The sequence below is a fragment of the Nostoc sp. genome (genome assembly GCF_036916975.1).
Classification (GTDB): domain Bacteria; phylum Cyanobacteriota; class Cyanobacteriia; order Cyanobacteriales; family Nostocaceae; genus Nostoc.
Genome location: NZ_JBALFF010000020.1, coordinates 49982 through 67538 on the forward strand (window position 1 = coordinate 49982; position 17557 = coordinate 67538).

The following is a 17557-nucleotide window of genomic DNA, read 5'->3' on the forward strand; positions in this document are numbered from 1 at the left end:
GAAGCCAGGAAAGAAAGGGATTAGATTTTCTGCCGCTAACACTATTGAATTATTACCCATTAATTGTCAGTTTACGCTAATTGAAGTGCAAAATTATAAGACTTTGGCAATTGTGGTGAGAAATCTGGCGATCGCAGTTTTTCAATTTGACCTCTGACTACGGGTGAGCAGTAGAAAAAATGCTTGCATATTCGTAATAATATCAACATGAGTCTTGATATCAATTTTATACAACCGGAAAAAAATTGGAGTAACAGGAATGTCTACATTTACCGTCACTAATACTAACAACAGTGGTGCAGGTTCACTACGGCAAGCAGTTCTAGATGCCAATGCCCTAACAGGAAAAGACATCATCAATTTTGGTGGACTGTTTACTGATGGGCTGGCTCATACTATTAGTCTGACTGGTAGTAGTCTGAGTATCACAGATGACCTTACCATTGAAGGCACAAATCCCAGCTTACTAACTATTAAGGATGATAGTGTTTCGCGTGTGTTTGACATAGGCAGTAGTGTAACATCCGCAATCAATGGGGTGACTATTACCAATAGCTACAATGACAACGAAGCCAGAAGACTCCGTGGCCTCTCAAATGATACAATCAGCGATACAATCAGCAGGCTGAATATATTCAGCAGTCTGGCAGGAGGCGGTGCTATCTCCATTGAAGGCAGCCTCACACTGAACAACAGCATCATCACTGGCAACACAGCAGAGGATGGCGGGGGCATCAGCAACTATGGCGGCAGCCTCACACTGAACAACAGCATCATCACTGGCAACACAGCAAAAAATGGCGGCGGCATCATCAACAGCTATTTCGGCGGCACTATAACCGTGAATAACACCACTATTAGTGGCAACACTGCGTTATACGGCGGCGGCATCGATAGCTTTGGCGACACTTATGCAGTGAACATTATAACCGTGAATAACAGCATCATCACTGGCAACACAGCAGAAAATGGCGGCGGCATCAACAGCAGTAGTGTTGGATTTGGATCGGTTGTATCGGTGGTATCGGTGAATAACAGCACCATTAGCGGCAACACTGCGTCATACGGCGGCGGCATCAACAGCAGTGGCGACACTATAACCGTGAATAACAGCACCATTAGCGGCAACACTGCGTCATACGGCGGCGGCATCAAGAGCAGTGGCGACACTATAACCGTGAATAACAGCACCATTAGTGGTAACACTGCGTCAAACGGAGGCGGCATAAACCTGGGATACGGCTATGGAGGCATTTTTACGCTGATCAATAGCACCATTAGTGGCAATCAAGCACACTTTGGCGGTGGCATCTACAATGAGGGCACCCTAACCGTGGGCAACAGCATTATCAGGCACAATAAAGCTTTTGGGATGGAATTCGGTTCTGGTCAAGAAGAGTCTGGCAAGGGTGGTGGCATTTACAACTATAACTCTAGGGATGCCACGGTCACATTAGACTACAGCACGATCGCTTGTAACTTTGACACACCCCAAAAGGATTCAAATAAGGTTATCAAGCCTGATGATCTGGTAGGTAAATTCATCACCAAATACGATCATAACCGGATTGGCAACCTCAGTGGCAGTACTTTTTCTTATTCTTAATAACTAACCCAGCATTGCTCGCTATACTGAACAAGCGATAGACAAGAAAAGCTATCTAATACTCAAAAAACAGAAAATTGGTTGAAGCGCGTTTTAGAAATATCGAGTAGAGAATCGGAATCAGTGAGCGTTTGACTTATGGATTTTAGCAATCAAATTTCTGATAATTTTTCCAGATTAATGTTTATATTCAGCCGGGAAATTAATTGTCAGCATAGCGTGTAATCTCTGCTCAATGTATACAAATGTTAAGTAAATGCACTCCTGAGCAGCGAAACAAAGCAAGCGTTATACTTTTGGGAAAAGGTTTGTTTTAACCTCTGCTTTTAACATTTTCATAAATCAATGACTCTCAATTTTCGCTTTGCGGTTGTCAGCGACTTACACCTGGCACTTCCCCACACAATTTGGGATCATCCCAATCGGTTCCACCTAGTAGAAGTCAGTATCTCGGCATTTAAAAGTGTACTAGAACATTTAACACAACTCGATTTAGATTTCTTGTTGTTACCAGGAGATTTAACCCAGCACGGCGAACCAGAGAATCATGCTTGGTTGCAACAATGTTTAGCCCAGCTACCTTTTCCCGTCTATGTTATTCCTGGCAATCATGACGTTCCTGTGCTGTTGTCCAATCAGCAATCAATTGCTTTTGCAGACTTTCCCTACTATTACACTAAGTTTGGCTATGAAGATCCCCAGCAGATGTACTATATTCGTCAGTTATTGCCTGGAGTTAAGCTGATTGGACTGAATTCTAACTCTTTTAATGACCAAGGTGAGCAGGTGGGGTGTTTGGATGCCAAACAGCTACTTTGGTTAGAAGAGGTGCTGGCGGCATCTGCCGATGAATTAGTTCTGGTGATGGTGCATCATAATGTAGTGGAGCATTTGCCCAATCAATCGAACCATCCACTAGCAAATCGGTACATGTTGTCCAATTCAGCAGAACTATTGCACTTGCTAAGGCGCTATGGAGTCAAACTAGTATTTACGGGACATTTGCACGTTCAGGATATTGCTTACTCAGATGGAGTATATGATATTACCACTGGTTCTTTAGTGAGCTATCCTCACCCTTATCGGGTGCTAGAGTTTCATCGGGATAATCAAGGTAAAGAATCGTTGCAAATTATATCTCATCGGGTTGAGTCAGTGCCTGATTTCCCCAATTTGCAACAGTCATCGCGGCAATGGATGGGCGATCGCTCTTTCCCATTTTTAATCAAGCTACTAACTCACTCTCCATTAAACTTATCATTATCAGAGGCAAAAAAATTAGCTCCTAGTTTGCGCGACTTCTGGGCAACTATTGCCGATGGAGATGCAGTATTAGATTACCCCGACTTTCCGCTAGAAGTGCGGCGTTACATTCAGTCCTATGGTGCATTGGCACAGCCTAACCCAGGCATAGCTACTAATGGAACTTCTCCGCTGATTGATAATAACAGCACACTTTTGCTAAGTTAGGATTGAAGAGTGTCCGTGTGAAGGTAAGTTTTTTCCTGGGTTAAAAGCAAGGTGACTTTTTAGATAGCGATCGCTCCTACCATAATTCTCCTATCAAAAGTCACCAAAACGCGGCCACCTCCCACCTCCCAACTCCCACCTCCCAACTCCCACCTCCCACCTCCCAACTCCCAACTCCCAACTCCTAACTCCCAACTCCCAACTCCCAACTCCCAACTCCTAACTCCTAACTCCTAACTCCTAACTCCCAACTCCCAACTCCCAACTCCCAACTCCCAACTCCTAACTCCCAACTCCTAACTAATTCCCAATATCTTCATTCCAAAGTTCGGAGTTAGTTTCAATAAACTCACTCATCATTTGTTCGCAATCGTCAAGATTAAGATCAATTACTTCCACACCGTGAGATACCATAAATTCTTTAGCACCAGGAAAAGTTCTGGATTCTCCGACGATGACTTTTTTAATCCCAAATTGTACCACTGCCCCAGCGCACAGATAACACGGCATTAAAGTTGAATAGAGTGTAGTACCTCTGTAGCTGCCAACTCTCCCAGCATTGCGGAGACAATCGATTTCCGCGTGAGTGACAGGATCAGCATCTTGTACACGTTTATTGTGTCCTCTGCCGAGAATTTTACCATCCTTGACCAGAACCGAACCAATGGGAATTCCCCCTTCTTGTCTGCCTTGTTTTGCTTCTTGAATAGCAGCTTCCATAAACTCATCCATATTAATTCTCCTTTTATGACAAAACAACTAGTATTAATGGATCACGATGGCGGTGTAGATGATTATTTAGCAACCATGCTGCTGTTGACGATGGATAATATTCAACTCCTTGGTGTTGTCGTCACTCCAGCAGATTGCTACATTCAATCGGCTGTTAGCGCCACACGTAAAATTATCGATTTGATGAGATTTTCTCATATCCCGGTAGCAGAAAGTACTGTACGCGGTATTAATCCATTTCCGACTCTCTATCGCCGTGATTCATTTATCGTTGACCATCTCCCCATTCTCAATCAAAGCGAAACCATCACTACGCCCCTGGTTGCCGAAACAGGTCAAGATTTCATGATCCAGGTGTTGCGGGAGGCATCAGACCCCGTAACGTTGATGGTAACTGGGCCGTTGACGACGGTAGCAGTAGCTTTAGATAAAGCACCAGATATTGAAGCCAAGATTCACAAAATTGTTTGGATGGGGGGTGCATTAAATGTCAATGGCAATGTCGAAAAAAGTTTAGAAGCGGGACAAGATGGTTCTGCGGAATGGAATGTTTATTGGGACGCAATTTCAGCAGCGCGGGTATGGCAAACGCAAATTGAAATTATTATGTGTCCTTTAGATTTAACTAATAATGTCCCAGTCACATCGGAGTTAGTATACAAAATGGGACGACAACGCCACTATCCTATCTCAGATTTAGCCGGACAATGTTATGCACTAGTTATCCCCCAAGATTATTATTTTTGGGATGTCTTAGCAACAGCTTATCTGGGACATCCAGAATTTTATCAATTGCGCGAATGGGAAACAGAAATTATCACCACTGGTCTTAGTCAAGGGCGGACTAAAGTAGTTCCTGGTGGGCGAAAAATTTATGCAATGGATAAGGTAAGTAAAGAGGCTTTTTATGCTTATATTTTGCAGCAATGGGCAAGATAAAAAACTAAAAAATTAGATGGCGTGGATACTCAAACTTGTGCCTGCACAATAAAATCCTCAACTTGTCTGATTCGATCCCAATCAATGGCAGCAACCCACAACTTCTCCTCTTCAGAGAACTGCACCACTCCATCAACTTCCAAATCCTCGCTATATATCGTGAGCAACTGCCCATCTCGTAGCTCAATACTTTGATTTGCCAAGTCTTCGATTGTACCAATACAGTTCAAACGCAAATGCCCTTCAGCATCAGCATTATGGAAATCTGCAAAAACTCTAGGGGTAATCATTCTAGGTGATCCAAACTATAACTGCTGCAAATAACGAACCGCAAAGGACGCAAAGAACGCAAAGGAAAGAGGTTTGTACAGGGTTTTTGTATCAGTCCTCTGTCTTTTGGCAAAATTGGGATGCTCCCATTAAAATCTAGTTTTTCTTGAGTAGCTTCGGTTTGCAATATATTTAAAGGTGTTTATGTGATAAAGTCCTAAAAAAGATCCAATCAAAATTGGTATAGAAAAAGCGATTATAGAGACTAAATTATTTGTACTAGTAGTAATCATAGCCATAAGACCAATAACACCCACTATGACAAGTGTACAAGCTTGCACAATATATGCATGTATTTCTACAGTATATTGCAAGTCATCTACTACCTCTTCTACTTTACGAATTTCGTTTTCATTAGTCATTTTAGTTACCCCACGTTTATTTCATAACTTTTAATTTCCAACTCTAAAAAGTTTATCGTATTATTAGCCGACACTTTTGTACCTCTGAAAATATTTAATCAAACGAACCAATAACCATAGTCTCTAGCACCTCCCATCGGTTCTAAGAGCTTTTAGTGGGTATAGGAAATTGAAAAATCCGTCAAATTGAGATAGTGTGGAAAGCCGCGTTATATAGCAGCAGCCATGTTTGTTAGCACACCAAGCCTAAGACATCCTCCATACCTCCATGACTGAGAATTACTCGTAGCGTGCTTTTTTAGATTTAATCACCTCAATTACATCATCGTGTCTTTGCCCCTCGATAATATCCTTGAGATGAATTTGCCCATTAATGTATTGAACGTGGATGCGCCAACCTGAGACTTTATCGATATCAGCACGATAAATTGCCTGCTTCACACCTTTTACTTTGTGCAGCCTCGTTTTTGTAAATTTTCTTGTTCTGTGACACTCGTTATCTTCAAGCTCTGCCAAGGCTTCAAGAAAAGCAATCTTTAGCTCGTCATCTGGCAAAATTTTCATGGCTTGATAAATAATGCCGTATTCATCACAGAGAGTAAGGGTTTGTGCCATAAACCAACTTACGAGATCCGGGCAGTTTCTCGATTGTGGTTGAGTAATCCTTGATACAAAGTCTCTGCCACACCTTTATACGCCTTATCGAGGTCATCGTGTTTGACCACTCGAAAAAGAGTAAAAATAACTTGCCCAAAAATTGGATCTTCGTCAACTGTCAAAATCACCCTTAGTTTCTGCGAAACCCTTAGCGTGTACAGCGAAGATTCATAGCCATTAATATCTGACGGTAGGGGAAGACGACGCAACTTACGATAAACGTCAGCTTTTTGAGTAGGGAAGAGGCTAGCGCAATCATTAATTTTTTGAATCGCTGCGGCTTTCTCATCTTCACTCAGCTTGCTAATATCCTTCTCAAAGCTTCTTGTTGACTCAATTAAAACATCCACGTTACGAACCGCCAATTTGAATTTAGCCACTTGCCCTCTGTCCTTAGCATAGTAACAGTTATATACAGAAAAATTCTGTGTATGATCCTTACTTATACCAATTATGTATGAAGATGCGCTAAATCATATTTAAGTATAAGGAAGAAAAACGAACCGCAAAGGACGCAAAGCACACAAAGAAAGAAAGAAAGAAAGAAAGAAAGAAAGAAAGAAAGAAAGAAAGAGAGAGAATTGAAGAGGGTTTGGCGCAGCGTCACAAAGAAATGGTATTAGGACATTATATGGAAACTTTATTAATATTATTCTATGCCAAAACGCCCAAAAAATCTGCTGTAAAAGTTTCACGATACAATTCGTCTCAAGTATTTTTATTACAAAACAGAAGATAGATACAACGATTATTAATAATTCATAAAATTTAAACCTAAGAAAATAGCAGCAACAGTTCCCGCCACTGAAATTTCACCTTGAATAATTTTATCTAAAACTGATTCTACGGGAATAAATACAACTTCAATCTCTTCTGTAATATCTAGTTGTTGCTCTCCAACTTTGCTCACATTCTCTGCTAAAAATAAATGTATTTGATTGGTATCTTTACTCGGCTTATCATATAGAGTTGCGATTTTTATAAATTCTTGGGGAATATAACCAGTTTCTTCTCTTAGTTCTCTAATTGCTGCTACTTCTGCACTCTCTTTTGTCGGGTCAAAATTACCTGCTGGCAGTTCTAAAAAAAATTCACCTACTGCATGTCTGTATTGCCGGACAAAAATTATCTCTTTGCTACTAGTAATAGGCAAAACCATTGCAACCTCAGGCTTAATACTGACAAAATAATCATCTATAATTTTACCATTGGGTAATTCTATTTCATCTTGTCTCACCTGACACCAAGGATGATCTAAAACCATTTTTGATTTTAAAATCTTCCATTTTTTTAATTTATTCATAAATAAAAATAATGTATAAAAACTTTAGTCATCAAGCAATGAATGTAAAAAAGTATAACAGATGCATCCGATAATCTAAACTTTGAACTTACACTGGCTTTTGCATAACATAATATGTATAACCAGTATGCAAATAAATATAAATTTATTTACAGTAAACAAAAGGTTTCCCTTGACTATTAGTCGGGGTACAACGGCACAGACAACGAATGTATGGGTGAGAATTTCACAAGATGATATCGAAGGCTGGGGAGAAGCATCACCATTTGGTGTGGGTAATCATCGCCAATCAACTGATACAATTAAAGACGCCCTAGAGCAAGTTGTACCGCTGTTGCAAGCATTCAGCCCCTTACAGCGACAGGAAATTGAGCAAGTTTTAACACAAAATCAGGTTCCTTCTGCTGCTAGAGCGGCGTTGGATATAGCAATGCATGACTGGTTGGGTAAGCGCGTAGGATTACCCTTGTGGCAAATTTGGGGACTCGATCGCAATCAAATAGTCCCGACTTCTGTCACAATTGGGATTAATTCACCTGAAGCAGCCAGGGCTAGGGCGCGAGACTGGTTAAAATTTACTGATGTTCGCCTTTTCAAGGTGAAGCTAGGTAGTCCAGATGGGATAGATGCAGATAAAAAAATGCTCTTAGCAGTGCGAGAAGAAGCACCATTACTAGAATTTTTCGTTGATGCTAATGGGGGTTGGAGTTTGGAAGATGCGATCGCAATGTGCAATTGGCTAGCTAATTTAGGTATAAAATATGTAGAACAGCCATTGCCACGGGGGCAGGAACAAAGTTTAGCAAAACTCAAAGAACACTCTCCCGTGCCCATCTTTATCGATGAAAGTTGCTTCACAAGCTCCGATATTCCCGATTTTGCAAACTACGTGGATGGTATTAATATCAAACTGATGAAATCAGGGGGACTAACCGAAGCAATGCGAATGGTACATACAGCGCGAGCATATCGGTTGCAAGTAATGTTTGGTTGCTATTCTGACAGTTCGTTAGCTAATACAGCAGCATTACAGTTAGCGCCACTAGCTGATTATCTAGATTTAGACAGTCACCTTAATTTAATCGATGATCCCTTTACGGGTGCATTGCTAAAAGAAGGGAGAGTTTTGCCAAACGATTTACCAGGTTTGGGGGTACACCACAGTGCAACTATCACTTAATCAACGAGTAGCAATCTTGCTGCATGAAGGAATTACTGGGCATCACGGCAAAACAGGGCTAGCAATTTTACGTTACAGTGAAGCCCCAATTGTAGCCGTAATCGATCGCGACTGTGCTGGCAAATCCCTACCAGAATTAACAAATATTAAGCGTGATGTGCCAATAGTAGCATCGGTAGCCGCAGCCCTTGAATACAAGCCAGAAGTCTTGGTAATTGGCATTGCTCCAAAAGGTGGCGCTCTACCAGATGATTACTGGGTGGAAATTAAAGACGCTCTAAAAGCTGGAATGTCGCTGGTAAATGGTTTACATACACCAATGGCAAACATACCAGAGTTTAATACACTACTCCAACCAGGACAAGTAATTTGGGATGTACGCAAAGAGCCGTCTAATATAATAAATGTTGCTAGTGGAATGGCACGCACCCTTCCCTGTCGGCGGGTTTTGACAGTGGGAACCGATATGGCGATCGGTAAAATGTCAACTAGTCTAGAGTTACATTGGGCAGCAAAACAGCGAGGCTGGCGTTCTAAATTCCTCGCCACCGGTCAAACTGGGATGATGTTAGAAGGTGATGGTGTGGCTTTAGATGCCGTGCGGGTAGACTTTGCCGCTGGGGCTGTAGAACAGATAGTTATGCGCTATGGCAAAAACCACGATATTTTGCACATTGAAGGACAAGGTTCACTGCTACACCCAGGTTCAACAGCAACTCTACCCCTAATTCGTGGTTCGCAACCAACCCAACTGCTGTTAGTACATCGGGCGGGACAAACTCATAACCGCAATAATCCCCATGTACCAATTCCACCTTTACCAGAGGTGATTCGGCTTTATGAAACTGTTGCTAGTGCCGGTGGTGCTTTTGCAAGTGTTTCTGTAGTTGGTATAGCTCTTAACACAGCCCATTTAGATCAGTCTGCGGCCCAGGAAAGCATCGCTCAAACAATAGCAGAAACTGGGCTACCTTGCACAGATGTAGTCCGCTTTGATGCTAATGTGCTTTTGGATGCGGTGATGAATAATTAGATGTAGATTTATACTTCATCTAAAAATGATTGCAACAGATGGGGCGCTAAATGCAATTACTAGTAGAGACGCGAAATCGTTACTAACGTGTCTCTACCCTTTTATTTTGCGATTTTAAAAATTGCGTAATATATGGGGCTTTCGGCGGGTTTTGCAGCTTCGCCTAAATCTCCTATGCCTGATAAGCAAGTATTATTAAAGCCATCAGACTTTTTTTGTCAAGTCCTCTTGACGTTTCGTAACAATATTGTTATATTTAGTTACATAAGCAAATAAAAAAGAAAAAAAATTATGTATACCACCACTAACGAAGACGGCATCCTCAATAACTACGCAGCTGAACCCAAGGTATATTACGCTGAGTATCCAGCAATTTGGGAACAACGTAAATATGTTTTACAGGCTCTTTTTGCGACTTTAATTGTTACAACTATAGTTTTGGTTGGTTTTAGCGTTAGCTAAGATTTCAGATATTTTTGTATCGCTGTATTTCATTGTCATTCGTACCTCTCTCTCTTACCTCGGTTAGTTTCGCCGGGGTTTTTTGTGTTTTAATGCTGTGCGTTGGCAATGCCTGTCGTAGGCATCGCATCCCAAAGAGCGACGTTGTAAGGGACTTCCAAATAAAAAAATACCCAAAAAACTCTCTCTTCCTCATTCCTCTGTGTTGCGCCAGTCGCTACAACGGGGGGAACCCCCGCAACGCGCTGGCTTCTCTGTGTCTGGAGTGGTTCGTTTCATTTGAGTAATTTATTTCTTGGAAGTCCCTAAGATAACTGCGATCGCCCATAAAATAAAGACAAATCAATAAAAAAGGGTGTTTATGACAACCCAACTCGGTGAAGCTAAATCTTCAACAGAACTGATAATATCTTGGGAAGCGTTGCCGGCAGATTTTCACCTAGAGGATGAACCAGTGGAAAATACAGGTCAGCCATTATTAGCTGGTGCTTTGCGCGAAAGCCTAGAGATAAGTGGTTTCATCCAACCGCAGATGTTGATAGCCTCGAATTTTGGACTTTGTGCAACGATAAACGGGCAATTTATAGCTAAAGCACCCGACTGGGTTTATGTGCCATCGGTAAATCAAGTTTTAGGAGAACGCAAAAGCTATACGCCCAATTTAGATGGAGATATTCCAGCAATTGTGATGGAATTTCTATCTGACGCTGAGGGTGGAGAATACTCTTTTAAGCGAACCTATCCACCAGGAAAATGGTTTTTTTATGAGCAGATTCTTCAAGTCCCAATTTACGTAATTTTTGACCCAAATGGTGGTTTGTTAGAATTTTACCAACTCGAAAACAGCCGCTACGAGTTAAAGCAACCTGATGAAAATGGTCGTCATTGGATTGATTCAATAGGTTTATTTCTGGGAACTTGGCAAGGAGCAAAAGAAGCTAGAACTGGTTACTGGTTGCGCTGGTGGGATGAGGCAGGTAATTTGTTGCTTTGGGCGGTGGAACAAATTGAACAGGAACGCCAGCAAAAAGAACGGCTAATTGCCTATTTACAATCTCAAGGTATTGATCCAAATAATTTGCCCTAGCATATTATATAGACCTATCGCTGCTTAAATCTTTTCCCTCACCCCTAGCCCCTCTCCCGATTCCGGGAGAGGGGAGACATAATTCTAGTTCCCCTCTCCCTTCAGGTGGGATTCGGGGTTAGGGGGTGAGGGCTATCAAGGTTTTTGTACCTGACGGGATGCTCCCCGATTACCGTTCTTGTTCAGTCGGGCGGATCAAGATTTCGTTGACGTTAACGTGTTCCGGTTGTGTGACGGCATAGACGATCGCATTAGCAATGTCTTCACTCTCCAGATTTTTGACCGAACCGTAAAACTTCTTCGCCTGCTCTTTTGCAGTAGAATCTGTAATATGCTGCGTTAGCTCTGTTGCCACTAACCCTGGTTCAATAATTGTGACGCGGATGTTGTTTTGATAGACCTCTTTGCGAAGTGCTTCGGAAAACGCACCAACCGCCCATTTGCTGGCATTGTAGACACCGCTTCCCGCGTTTGCAACTCGACCTGCAACCGATGAAATGTTAACGATATGCCCAGTACCTTGTGCCTTCATCAACGGTAAAACTTTGTGAGTGGCATACATCAATCCCAATACGTTGAGATTGATCATGCGTCGCCAGTCTTCTGTATCTGCACCGTCAATCAGACCTAACAGCATCACCCCTGCATTGTTGATCAGAATATCAACTCTGCCAAATTTTTCATGAGTTTTGTTTACCAACGCTTCTATCTGCGCCTCATCTGAAACATCAGCAGTAATGGATAAGGCTTTTCCACCAGTGTCAGTAATCCGGGCTTCTATGCCTTGCAAGCGATCGCTCCGACGGGCAGCAATCACTACCGTAGCACCAAGTGATGCCAGTGCTAATGCTGTCGCCTCGCCAATACCAGACGATGCCCCTGTTACAATTACCACTTTATCAGTTAACTTACCAGCCATTGTTAGCTTCTCCGTTGTTTTTTCGTTTTTTACTTGACGGTTTGAGGGCTTTACGCGCTCAAAAGTTCACCTCAAGATCCGAACGCCTTTATGGATTGGAATTTAATTTTGCCTCTGTTGATATCTTCTACCCTCTCCCAGAGATGATAATCCTAATTCTGAAGCATAATTAGGAAACAAGAAAAAAATACTCCTCCTAGTTGGTTATCTTTGTACCCAGGCGGTAGTGAGTTTAGTTATTTACAAAATCTCATTACCCGTAGTAACTAAGTAAGTGGGTCAAATTAAATATAAAACCTCACCCTCAATCCCTCTCCGATACTTTGGAGAGGGAAGCCGGAGGCAGGGTGAGGTTTTATCTTATGTTTAATTACGCCTATGAAGGAGTGGGGTGTTATCTACAAATTAAAGCACGGGTGAAAAAGCTACTCGAAGAGAACAAAGCAAGAGAGAAAAAAAATAGCGTTTTTGATGAATCAAAAGATAGAATTATTCGTCACTTAAACTATCAATTCCCCACCTATTTCTACTGGAGGATGATTTATGTCATCACAACTGATTCGATTGATATCTTTGGGCAGTCTTGGCTTATCTTTGTGTCTGGGCAATTCCGTAGCAATGGCGCAATATAACTCTACTGGTAATGGTGATGGCGTTGTCGTACCAACAGTACCATCAGATGGGTCATCAACACCAATAGACACATCAACAGGTATACCACCTTCACCCTCAACTGACGGTATAACTCGGTTTACTTGTCAGACTTACAATGGGCAGTACACCGTTATGTATCAGCCACAAAGTCAACCAGGTCAATACTTTGCTTGGGCTGCGCCTGCTGCTTTGGGCGGTGGTTGGGATGCACAAAGGCGTTGTACAGCAATTGCCAGTCGCTTAGAACTTTATCGCCCAGATGGGTTACAAGAACTCCAGACAGCTGTAGAAAATAACGAAAACATTGTCTGCGTCACAACACAAGCTAACTCAACCTGTAGAATTGTGCTGACAGTACCGCGTGGGAAAGACCCTTATGTTATCCGCAATAGTATTTTTCAGAACTTGACTACTGCTGACAGTGGACAACAGACTATAGCCGTTAACACTTATGGCGATCGCAGTAGTGGAGGCAACGAATTATATAATTTAGGACGCACACTTCTAGGCGGTGGCAATAATCGAGTTAGTTCCTCTAGAAGTGGGATTAATTTGAAACCTTTCCTCGATCGCAAAGATGGCGGTACTGGAAACAAGTTGCAAAGTGGAGTAGCAATTCGTCGTCAGTCTCAGCCTAACTCTGTTCGCTTAAATCCTGGTAATTTCCGTTAGGCAATTGTGGCTTTTAGTTAATAAAAATATCCAACTACTTATTGTGAGGCGGGCATCTTGTCCGCCTTTTTTATCGGCAAGCGAGAGTTTATCCAATTCTCTCAATAATTTGAGTGCTGAACAATGAGATACCCGACTTCTTAAAGAAGTCGGGTATCTAAACGTTTCATCCGTTACAAATATTTTCAGAAATGGTATAAGCCCTAACTATTAAAATTAATGCGATCGCTAGCCAACTCAAACTACAAAAAATCAAATTTTCTCTTTTGATAATTATCAACAATAAGTTGAATTTAGAATAGAAATATGTTGACTTTAAGTAGGTAGGCGTAATTTAATATAAGATTAAACCTCACCCTCAATCCCTCTCCTTATTAAGGAGAGGGAAGCCGGAGGCAGGGTGAGGTTTTATATTTTGGAGAGGGAAGCCGGAGGTAGGGTGAGGTTTTATATTTTGGAGAGGGAAGCCGGAGGCAGGGTGAGGTTTTATATTTTGGAGAGGGAAGCCGGAGGCAGGGTGAGGTTTAAATCTAATATGTATAAGCTTTTATAAGTATTATTTTCATCGAGATATTTAATCATTTCTTCTATTGAATTTTATCTTTTATTAATCTTTTTATGAAAACATCTTTACTGCTAGCTAAGTTATCTCATAACTACTATCGACATTAAATTCTGAATCCAGTCTTCCACACTGATTACTCACTAACACAGATTAGTAGTTGACCGAATAACTCGCAATTGGCAATTAGGATAAAAGTCCCCAAACTATATTTTTGCACTTCTGAAATTTACCAGTAATTCCGTTTTCTCGCCTGAGTTCATGATTTATTTTTCCCACAAGTAATCAGATAACTTCAATAGCTTGTGATGCAGTTAAATCCAAATACCCAACCAGCATTTTAAATTATGGCAATTGAGTTAGTCGGTTTTGCTTCTTTACCTGCTGATACCTTTAGTGATGGGCCTGCTTCTGGTGCAGACGTTTCAGCCAATGGCAGAACTGGGCCTTTCCCCGGACAGCCAGTTCAGGGCTTTAGCGGTGTGCAATTTGCTAACAGCAACTCTTTGTACTTCCTATCAGATAACGGTTACGGTAGCAAAGATAATAGTGCAGATTTCCTACTGCGGATAAACCGTGTAGATCCAAATTTTAAAGGAACAGAGAATGGAGACGGTAGCGTTAAAGTTTTAGACTATATCCAATTTTCTGATCCTAACAATAAAGTTCCTTTCCAAATTGTGAATGAGGGAACTACTGGAAGATTATTAACTGGTGCAGACTTTGATGTAGAGTCATTTGTCTTTGATAAAGACGGGACAATCTGGGTTGGAGATGAGTTTGGCCCCTACCTCCTGCATTTTGATGCCAGTGGTAAGTTATTAGAGGCTCCGATCGCTACACCCGACCGATTCAAAACTTTAGATGGAGAAGCACCTAAAGTAATTGGTCACAGAGGAGCAAGTGGCTATCGTCCAGAGCATACCTTAGAGTCTTATAAACAAGCGATCGCCCGAGGTGCTGACTTCATTGAGCCTGACTTGGTAGTTACAAAAGATGGTGTGCTAATTGCTCGCCATGAGCCAGCTTTAGCAGTTTTGAAGGCTGATGGCACTGTCAATTTTAACAATACTACCACAGATGTTTACAAGCATCCAGAGTTTGCCGATCGCAAAAAAACAGTAAGTTTAGATGGAAACACAATTACAGGTTGGTTTGCTGAAGACTTCACCTTAGCTGAAATCAAAACTTTACGCGCAGAAGAACGTCTACCTTTCCGCAATCACTCCTTTGACGATCAATTTGAAATTCCTACCTTCACGGAAATCATCAATTTAGTTAAGCAAGTAGAAGCCGATACAGGTAAAAAAATTGGTATCTACCCTGAAACTAAGCATCCGACCTACTTGGCCGATGAAGCCACCTATGTAGGCACTACGAACAAAATCAACAGAAACATCAGTCAGTTATTAATCGATACCCTGAAGGCAAATAACTTTACTGACCCCAGTCGCATTTTCATCCAGTCTTTTGAAGTGGGCAACCTCAAAGAACTCCATGATAAAATTATGCCTGCGGCAGGGGTGGATATTCCACTTATCCAACTTTTAGATGCTAGTGACATTGACATTAACGGCAAAATCATCGAAAGTCAGCCTTATGATTTGAAAGTCAGTGGTGACACTCGCACTTATGGCGACTTGCGAACACCAAAAGGCTTGACTGAAGTTGCCACTTATGCTGATGGAATTGGTCCTTGGAAGCGGATGATTGTTAGCGTCAAAGGTACTGATGCTAATGGTGATGGCAAAGCCGATGATGTCAATGGCGATGGAGTAGTTAATGATGCTGATAAGACAACATTACCTCCCTCTACTTTAGTTCAAGATGCTCATAACGCCGGGTTACAGGTTCATCCTTACACCTTCCGGGCGGAAGATCAATACTTAGCAGCAGATTATAAAGGCAAGCTAGCACTAGAAATTCAGCAGTTCTATCAATTAGGTGTAGATGCGCTATTTACAGACTTTCCAGATATCGGGGATAAAGTACGGGATCAACTCAGAGATAATCCTCAATATAATGTAGTGCGATCGCCACAAAACCCCGATGTTCTCTCAGGAGATGCTTTTGCTAACTTAGGCAGTTCTAAAGGTTTTGAAGGCGGAGCCATCAACGCCAGCAAAACCAAACTCTATATGCTGCTAGAGGGTACGGTTCAAGGTGATACTCCTGGTGCTTTGCGGATTAATGAATTTGATTTAGCCAGCCACAAATACAGCAATCAACTACGTTACTACAGATTGGATAATCCGTCAAATTCCATCGGGGATTTAGCAGTTATTAATGATCGTGAGTACCTAGTCATTGAACGGGATAACAATCAAGGGGCGGCGGCTAAATTTAAGAAGATTTACAAAATAGACTTGTCTAAGACAGATTCTAATGGCTATGTAGCTAAAGAAGAAGTTGCAGACTTGTTAAACATCAAAGACCCCAAAGACCTGAATGGGGACGGCAAAACTACCTTTGACTTCCCATTCCAAACCATTGAAAATGTTTTAGTTGTTGACAAAAACACCATTTTGGTAGCTAATGACAACAATTATCCTTTCTCTACAGGTCGTCCTGGAAATGATCCTAAAAATCCAGTCATAGACAACAATGAAATTATTCTGTTGAAGCTGGATAATCCCCTCAATGTTGCTCCTGGCTTAGGTCAACCTCAATCTGAACAAATTAAGTTTGGCTCCACTACCAGCGATGATATTACTGTTCAACCAAATCAAACCTTATTTACAGGTGACGGAGCAGATTTTGTAGAGGGTAATAAAGCTAACACAATCGTGACTGGAAGCGGTGATGACACGGTAGTAGTTGGTAGTAACTCCTCAGTGTCTACGGGGGACGGTAACGATCAAGTCTTGATTGGCACAAATAGCCCTGCTAAGAACACTAGTGCTGATGGTGGTGCTGGTAATGATGAAGTTACCGTAGTTGAAGCAAATGGTAGTAATAATTTGTTTGGAGCAGCAGGTAATGATACTTTGACAGTAGTTGAAGGAACTCGTCAACTGTCCTTCGGTGGCTCAGGTAACGATACCCTCAAGAGTCAAGGTAGCAATAACCGTCTCTACGGTGGTTCTGGGGATGACAAACTCTTCTCTAGTGTGAATGATTCCCTATCTGGTGGGGATGGTGATGATGTGCTATTTGCCGGTGAACAGGGCGGTAATCGCCTCAGTGGTGGTGCTGGTATTGACCAATTCTTTCTTGCTGATGGTAGTCTGCCAACTAGTAAGAACATTGTGACTGATTTTACCATCGGCATAGATAAAATCGGGGTGGGCGGTATTGGTGTTACTCAGTTTAGTGCTTTAACACTGTTGCAACAGGGTAGTGATACTATCGTGAAAACTGGAAATACAGAGTTGGCTTCATTGCTGGGAATCACATCAACTAGCCTCAAAGCAAATGATTTCGTTTTTTCTGCTAGTGTGATTTAGCCGAAAGATGATTACAGCTTAGGTTCAACAAAAATCGGCGTGAATCCTATAAGTAGGTAGGCAAGATAAAACCAAACTATGTAACGAAAAGTAAAATCTCTGTATTTGGCTCGTAGTTGCGCTTTAGCGCATCCGGATAAAGA

The 17557-nt window shown here is 41.7% G+C and carries 17 protein-coding genes; 9 read left to right on the forward strand and 8 right to left on the reverse strand.

Going from position 1 to position 17557, the window contains the following annotated elements:
* Nucleotides 1–71 precede the first annotated feature (71 nt).
* The gene (locus V7K73_RS04005) at nt 72–209 is read right to left on the reverse strand and encodes a hypothetical protein (RefSeq protein ID WP_334877351.1); all 138 of its coding nucleotides are present in this window, start codon (nt 207–209) and stop codon (nt 72–74) included.
* Nucleotides 210–259: 50 nt separating this feature from the next.
* Here V7K73_RS04005 and V7K73_RS04010 point away from each other — a divergent pair, with 50 nt between their 5' ends.
* Both V7K73_RS04010 and V7K73_RS04015 read left to right on the forward strand, forming a co-directional pair.
* On the forward strand, nt 260–1606 hold the full coding sequence (locus tag V7K73_RS04010; protein WP_334877353.1) for a beta strand repeat-containing protein: 1347 nt from the start codon (nt 260–262) through the stop codon (nt 1604–1606).
* 345 nt (nt 1607–1951) lie between these two features.
* Nucleotides 1952–3076 (forward strand): metallophosphoesterase family protein, encoded by a 1125-nt coding sequence (locus tag V7K73_RS04015; RefSeq protein ID WP_334877354.1) that lies wholly within the window; start codon nt 1952–1954, stop codon nt 3074–3076.
* A 300-nt stretch (nt 3077–3376) separates the two neighbouring features.
* Here the strand turns inward: V7K73_RS04015 and V7K73_RS04020 are convergent, their stop codons facing one another.
* Complete coding sequence (locus V7K73_RS04020) at nt 3377–3808, reverse strand: nucleoside deaminase (RefSeq protein WP_229470444.1); 432 nt, start codon at nt 3806–3808, stop codon at nt 3377–3379.
* Nucleotides 3809–3823: 15 nt separating this feature from the next.
* Between V7K73_RS04020 and V7K73_RS04025 the strand changes: the two genes are divergently transcribed.
* Nucleotides 3824–4747 carry a nucleoside hydrolase gene (locus tag V7K73_RS04025; RefSeq protein WP_334877357.1) on the forward strand — a complete coding sequence of 308 codons (924 nt, stop codon included), beginning with the start codon at nt 3824–3826 and terminating at the stop codon, nt 4745–4747.
* Nucleotides 4748–4776: 29 nt separating this feature from the next.
* On the opposite strand, the gene V7K73_RS04030 is transcribed toward V7K73_RS04025, so the two are convergent.
* From V7K73_RS04030 to V7K73_RS04050, 5 genes are all read right to left on the reverse strand, one after another.
* Complete coding sequence (locus V7K73_RS04030) at nt 4777–5037, reverse strand: hypothetical protein (RefSeq protein ID WP_334877359.1); 261 nt, start codon at nt 5035–5037, stop codon at nt 4777–4779.
* A 129-nt stretch (nt 5038–5166) separates the two neighbouring features.
* Nucleotides 5167–5439, reverse strand: coding sequence for a hypothetical protein (locus V7K73_RS04035; protein WP_334877361.1), 273 nt, complete (start codon nt 5437–5439; stop codon nt 5167–5169).
* A 279-nt stretch (nt 5440–5718) separates the two neighbouring features.
* Nucleotides 5719–6054, reverse strand: a complete 336-nt coding sequence (locus tag V7K73_RS04040; protein WP_334877363.1) for a hypothetical protein — start codon at nt 6052–6054, stop codon at nt 5719–5721.
* An 8-nt stretch (nt 6055–6062) separates the two neighbouring features.
* On the reverse strand, nt 6063–6476 hold the full coding sequence (locus V7K73_RS04045) for a hypothetical protein (protein ID WP_334877365.1): 414 nt from the start codon (nt 6474–6476) through the stop codon (nt 6063–6065).
* Nucleotides 6477–6847: 371 nt separating this feature from the next.
* Complete coding sequence (locus tag V7K73_RS04050; RefSeq protein WP_334877367.1) at nt 6848–7399, reverse strand: NUDIX hydrolase; 552 nt, start codon at nt 7397–7399, stop codon at nt 6848–6850.
* A gap of 127 nt (nt 7400–7526) precedes the next feature.
* Between V7K73_RS04050 and V7K73_RS04055 the strand changes: the two genes are divergently transcribed.
* From V7K73_RS04055 to V7K73_RS04070, 4 genes are all read left to right on the forward strand, one after another.
* Nucleotides 7527–8579 carry a dipeptide epimerase gene (locus tag V7K73_RS04055; protein ID WP_334877368.1) on the forward strand — a complete coding sequence of 351 codons (1053 nt, stop codon included), beginning with the start codon at nt 7527–7529 and terminating at the stop codon, nt 8577–8579.
* Nucleotides 8563–9612 (forward strand): DUF1611 domain-containing protein, encoded by a 1050-nt coding sequence (locus V7K73_RS04060; protein WP_334877370.1) that lies wholly within the window; start codon nt 8563–8565, stop codon nt 9610–9612. The genes V7K73_RS04055 and V7K73_RS04060 overlap by 17 nt, the downstream gene beginning before the upstream one ends.
* Before the next feature lie 291 nt (nt 9613–9903).
* Nucleotides 9904–10074 carry a photosystem II assembly protein Psb34 gene (gene psb34 / locus V7K73_RS04065; RefSeq protein WP_334877372.1) on the forward strand — a complete coding sequence of 57 codons (171 nt, stop codon included), beginning with the start codon at nt 9904–9906 and terminating at the stop codon, nt 10072–10074.
* A 361-nt stretch (nt 10075–10435) separates the two neighbouring features.
* Nucleotides 10436–11161 (forward strand): Uma2 family endonuclease, encoded by a 726-nt coding sequence (locus V7K73_RS04070; RefSeq protein WP_334877374.1) that lies wholly within the window; start codon nt 10436–10438, stop codon nt 11159–11161.
* A 169-nt stretch (nt 11162–11330) separates the two neighbouring features.
* Here the strand turns inward: V7K73_RS04070 and V7K73_RS04075 are convergent, their stop codons facing one another.
* A complete protein-coding gene (locus V7K73_RS04075) occupies nt 11331–12080 on the reverse strand; it encodes an SDR family NAD(P)-dependent oxidoreductase (RefSeq protein ID WP_334877376.1) in 750 nt (249 codons plus the stop codon).
* A gap of 543 nt (nt 12081–12623) precedes the next feature.
* Here V7K73_RS04075 and V7K73_RS04080 point away from each other — a divergent pair.
* Complete coding sequence (locus V7K73_RS04080; protein ID WP_334877378.1) at nt 12624–13406, forward strand: COP23 domain-containing protein; 783 nt, start codon at nt 12624–12626, stop codon at nt 13404–13406.
* Nucleotides 13407–14312: 906 nt separating this feature from the next.
* Nucleotides 14313–17414, forward strand: a complete 3102-nt coding sequence (locus tag V7K73_RS04085) for an esterase-like activity of phytase family protein (protein WP_334877382.1) — start codon at nt 14313–14315, stop codon at nt 17412–17414.
* The last annotated feature ends 143 nt before the right edge of the window (nt 17415–17557 follow it).

Coding starts and splice junctions, on each gene's coding strand:
- V7K73_RS04005 (WP_334877351.1), bottom strand. CDS start 209: ATGTTGATATTATTACGAATATGCAAGCATTTTTTCTACTGCTCACCC.
- V7K73_RS04010 (WP_334877353.1), top strand. CDS start 260: ATGTCTACATTTACCGTCACTAATACTAACAACAGTGGTGCAGGTTCA.
- V7K73_RS04015 (WP_334877354.1), top strand. CDS start 1,952: ATGACTCTCAATTTTCGCTTTGCGGTTGTCAGCGACTTACACCTGGCA.
- V7K73_RS04020 (WP_229470444.1), bottom strand. CDS start 3,808: ATGGATGAGTTTATGGAAGCTGCTATTCAAGAAGCAAAACAAGGCAGA.
- V7K73_RS04025 (WP_334877357.1), top strand. CDS start 3,824: ATGACAAAACAACTAGTATTAATGGATCACGATGGCGGTGTAGATGAT.
- V7K73_RS04030 (WP_334877359.1), bottom strand. CDS start 5,037: ATGATTACCCCTAGAGTTTTTGCAGATTTCCATAATGCTGATGCTGAA.
- V7K73_RS04035 (WP_334877361.1), bottom strand. CDS start 5,439: ATGACTAATGAAAACGAAATTCGTAAAGTAGAAGAGGTAGTAGATGAC.
- V7K73_RS04040 (WP_334877363.1), bottom strand. CDS start 6,054: ATGGCACAAACCCTTACTCTCTGTGATGAATACGGCATTATTTATCAA.
- V7K73_RS04050 (WP_334877367.1), bottom strand. CDS start 7,399: ATGAATAAATTAAAAAAATGGAAGATTTTAAAATCAAAAATGGTTTTA.
- V7K73_RS04055 (WP_334877368.1), top strand. CDS start 7,527: ATGCAAATAAATATAAATTTATTTACAGTAAACAAAAGGTTTCCCTTG.
- psb34 (WP_334877372.1), top strand. CDS start 9,904: ATGTATACCACCACTAACGAAGACGGCATCCTCAATAACTACGCAGCT.
- V7K73_RS04070 (WP_334877374.1), top strand. CDS start 10,436: ATGACAACCCAACTCGGTGAAGCTAAATCTTCAACAGAACTGATAATA.
- V7K73_RS04075 (WP_334877376.1), bottom strand. CDS start 12,080: ATGGCTGGTAAGTTAACTGATAAAGTGGTAATTGTAACAGGGGCATCG.
- V7K73_RS04080 (WP_334877378.1), top strand. CDS start 12,624: ATGTCATCACAACTGATTCGATTGATATCTTTGGGCAGTCTTGGCTTA.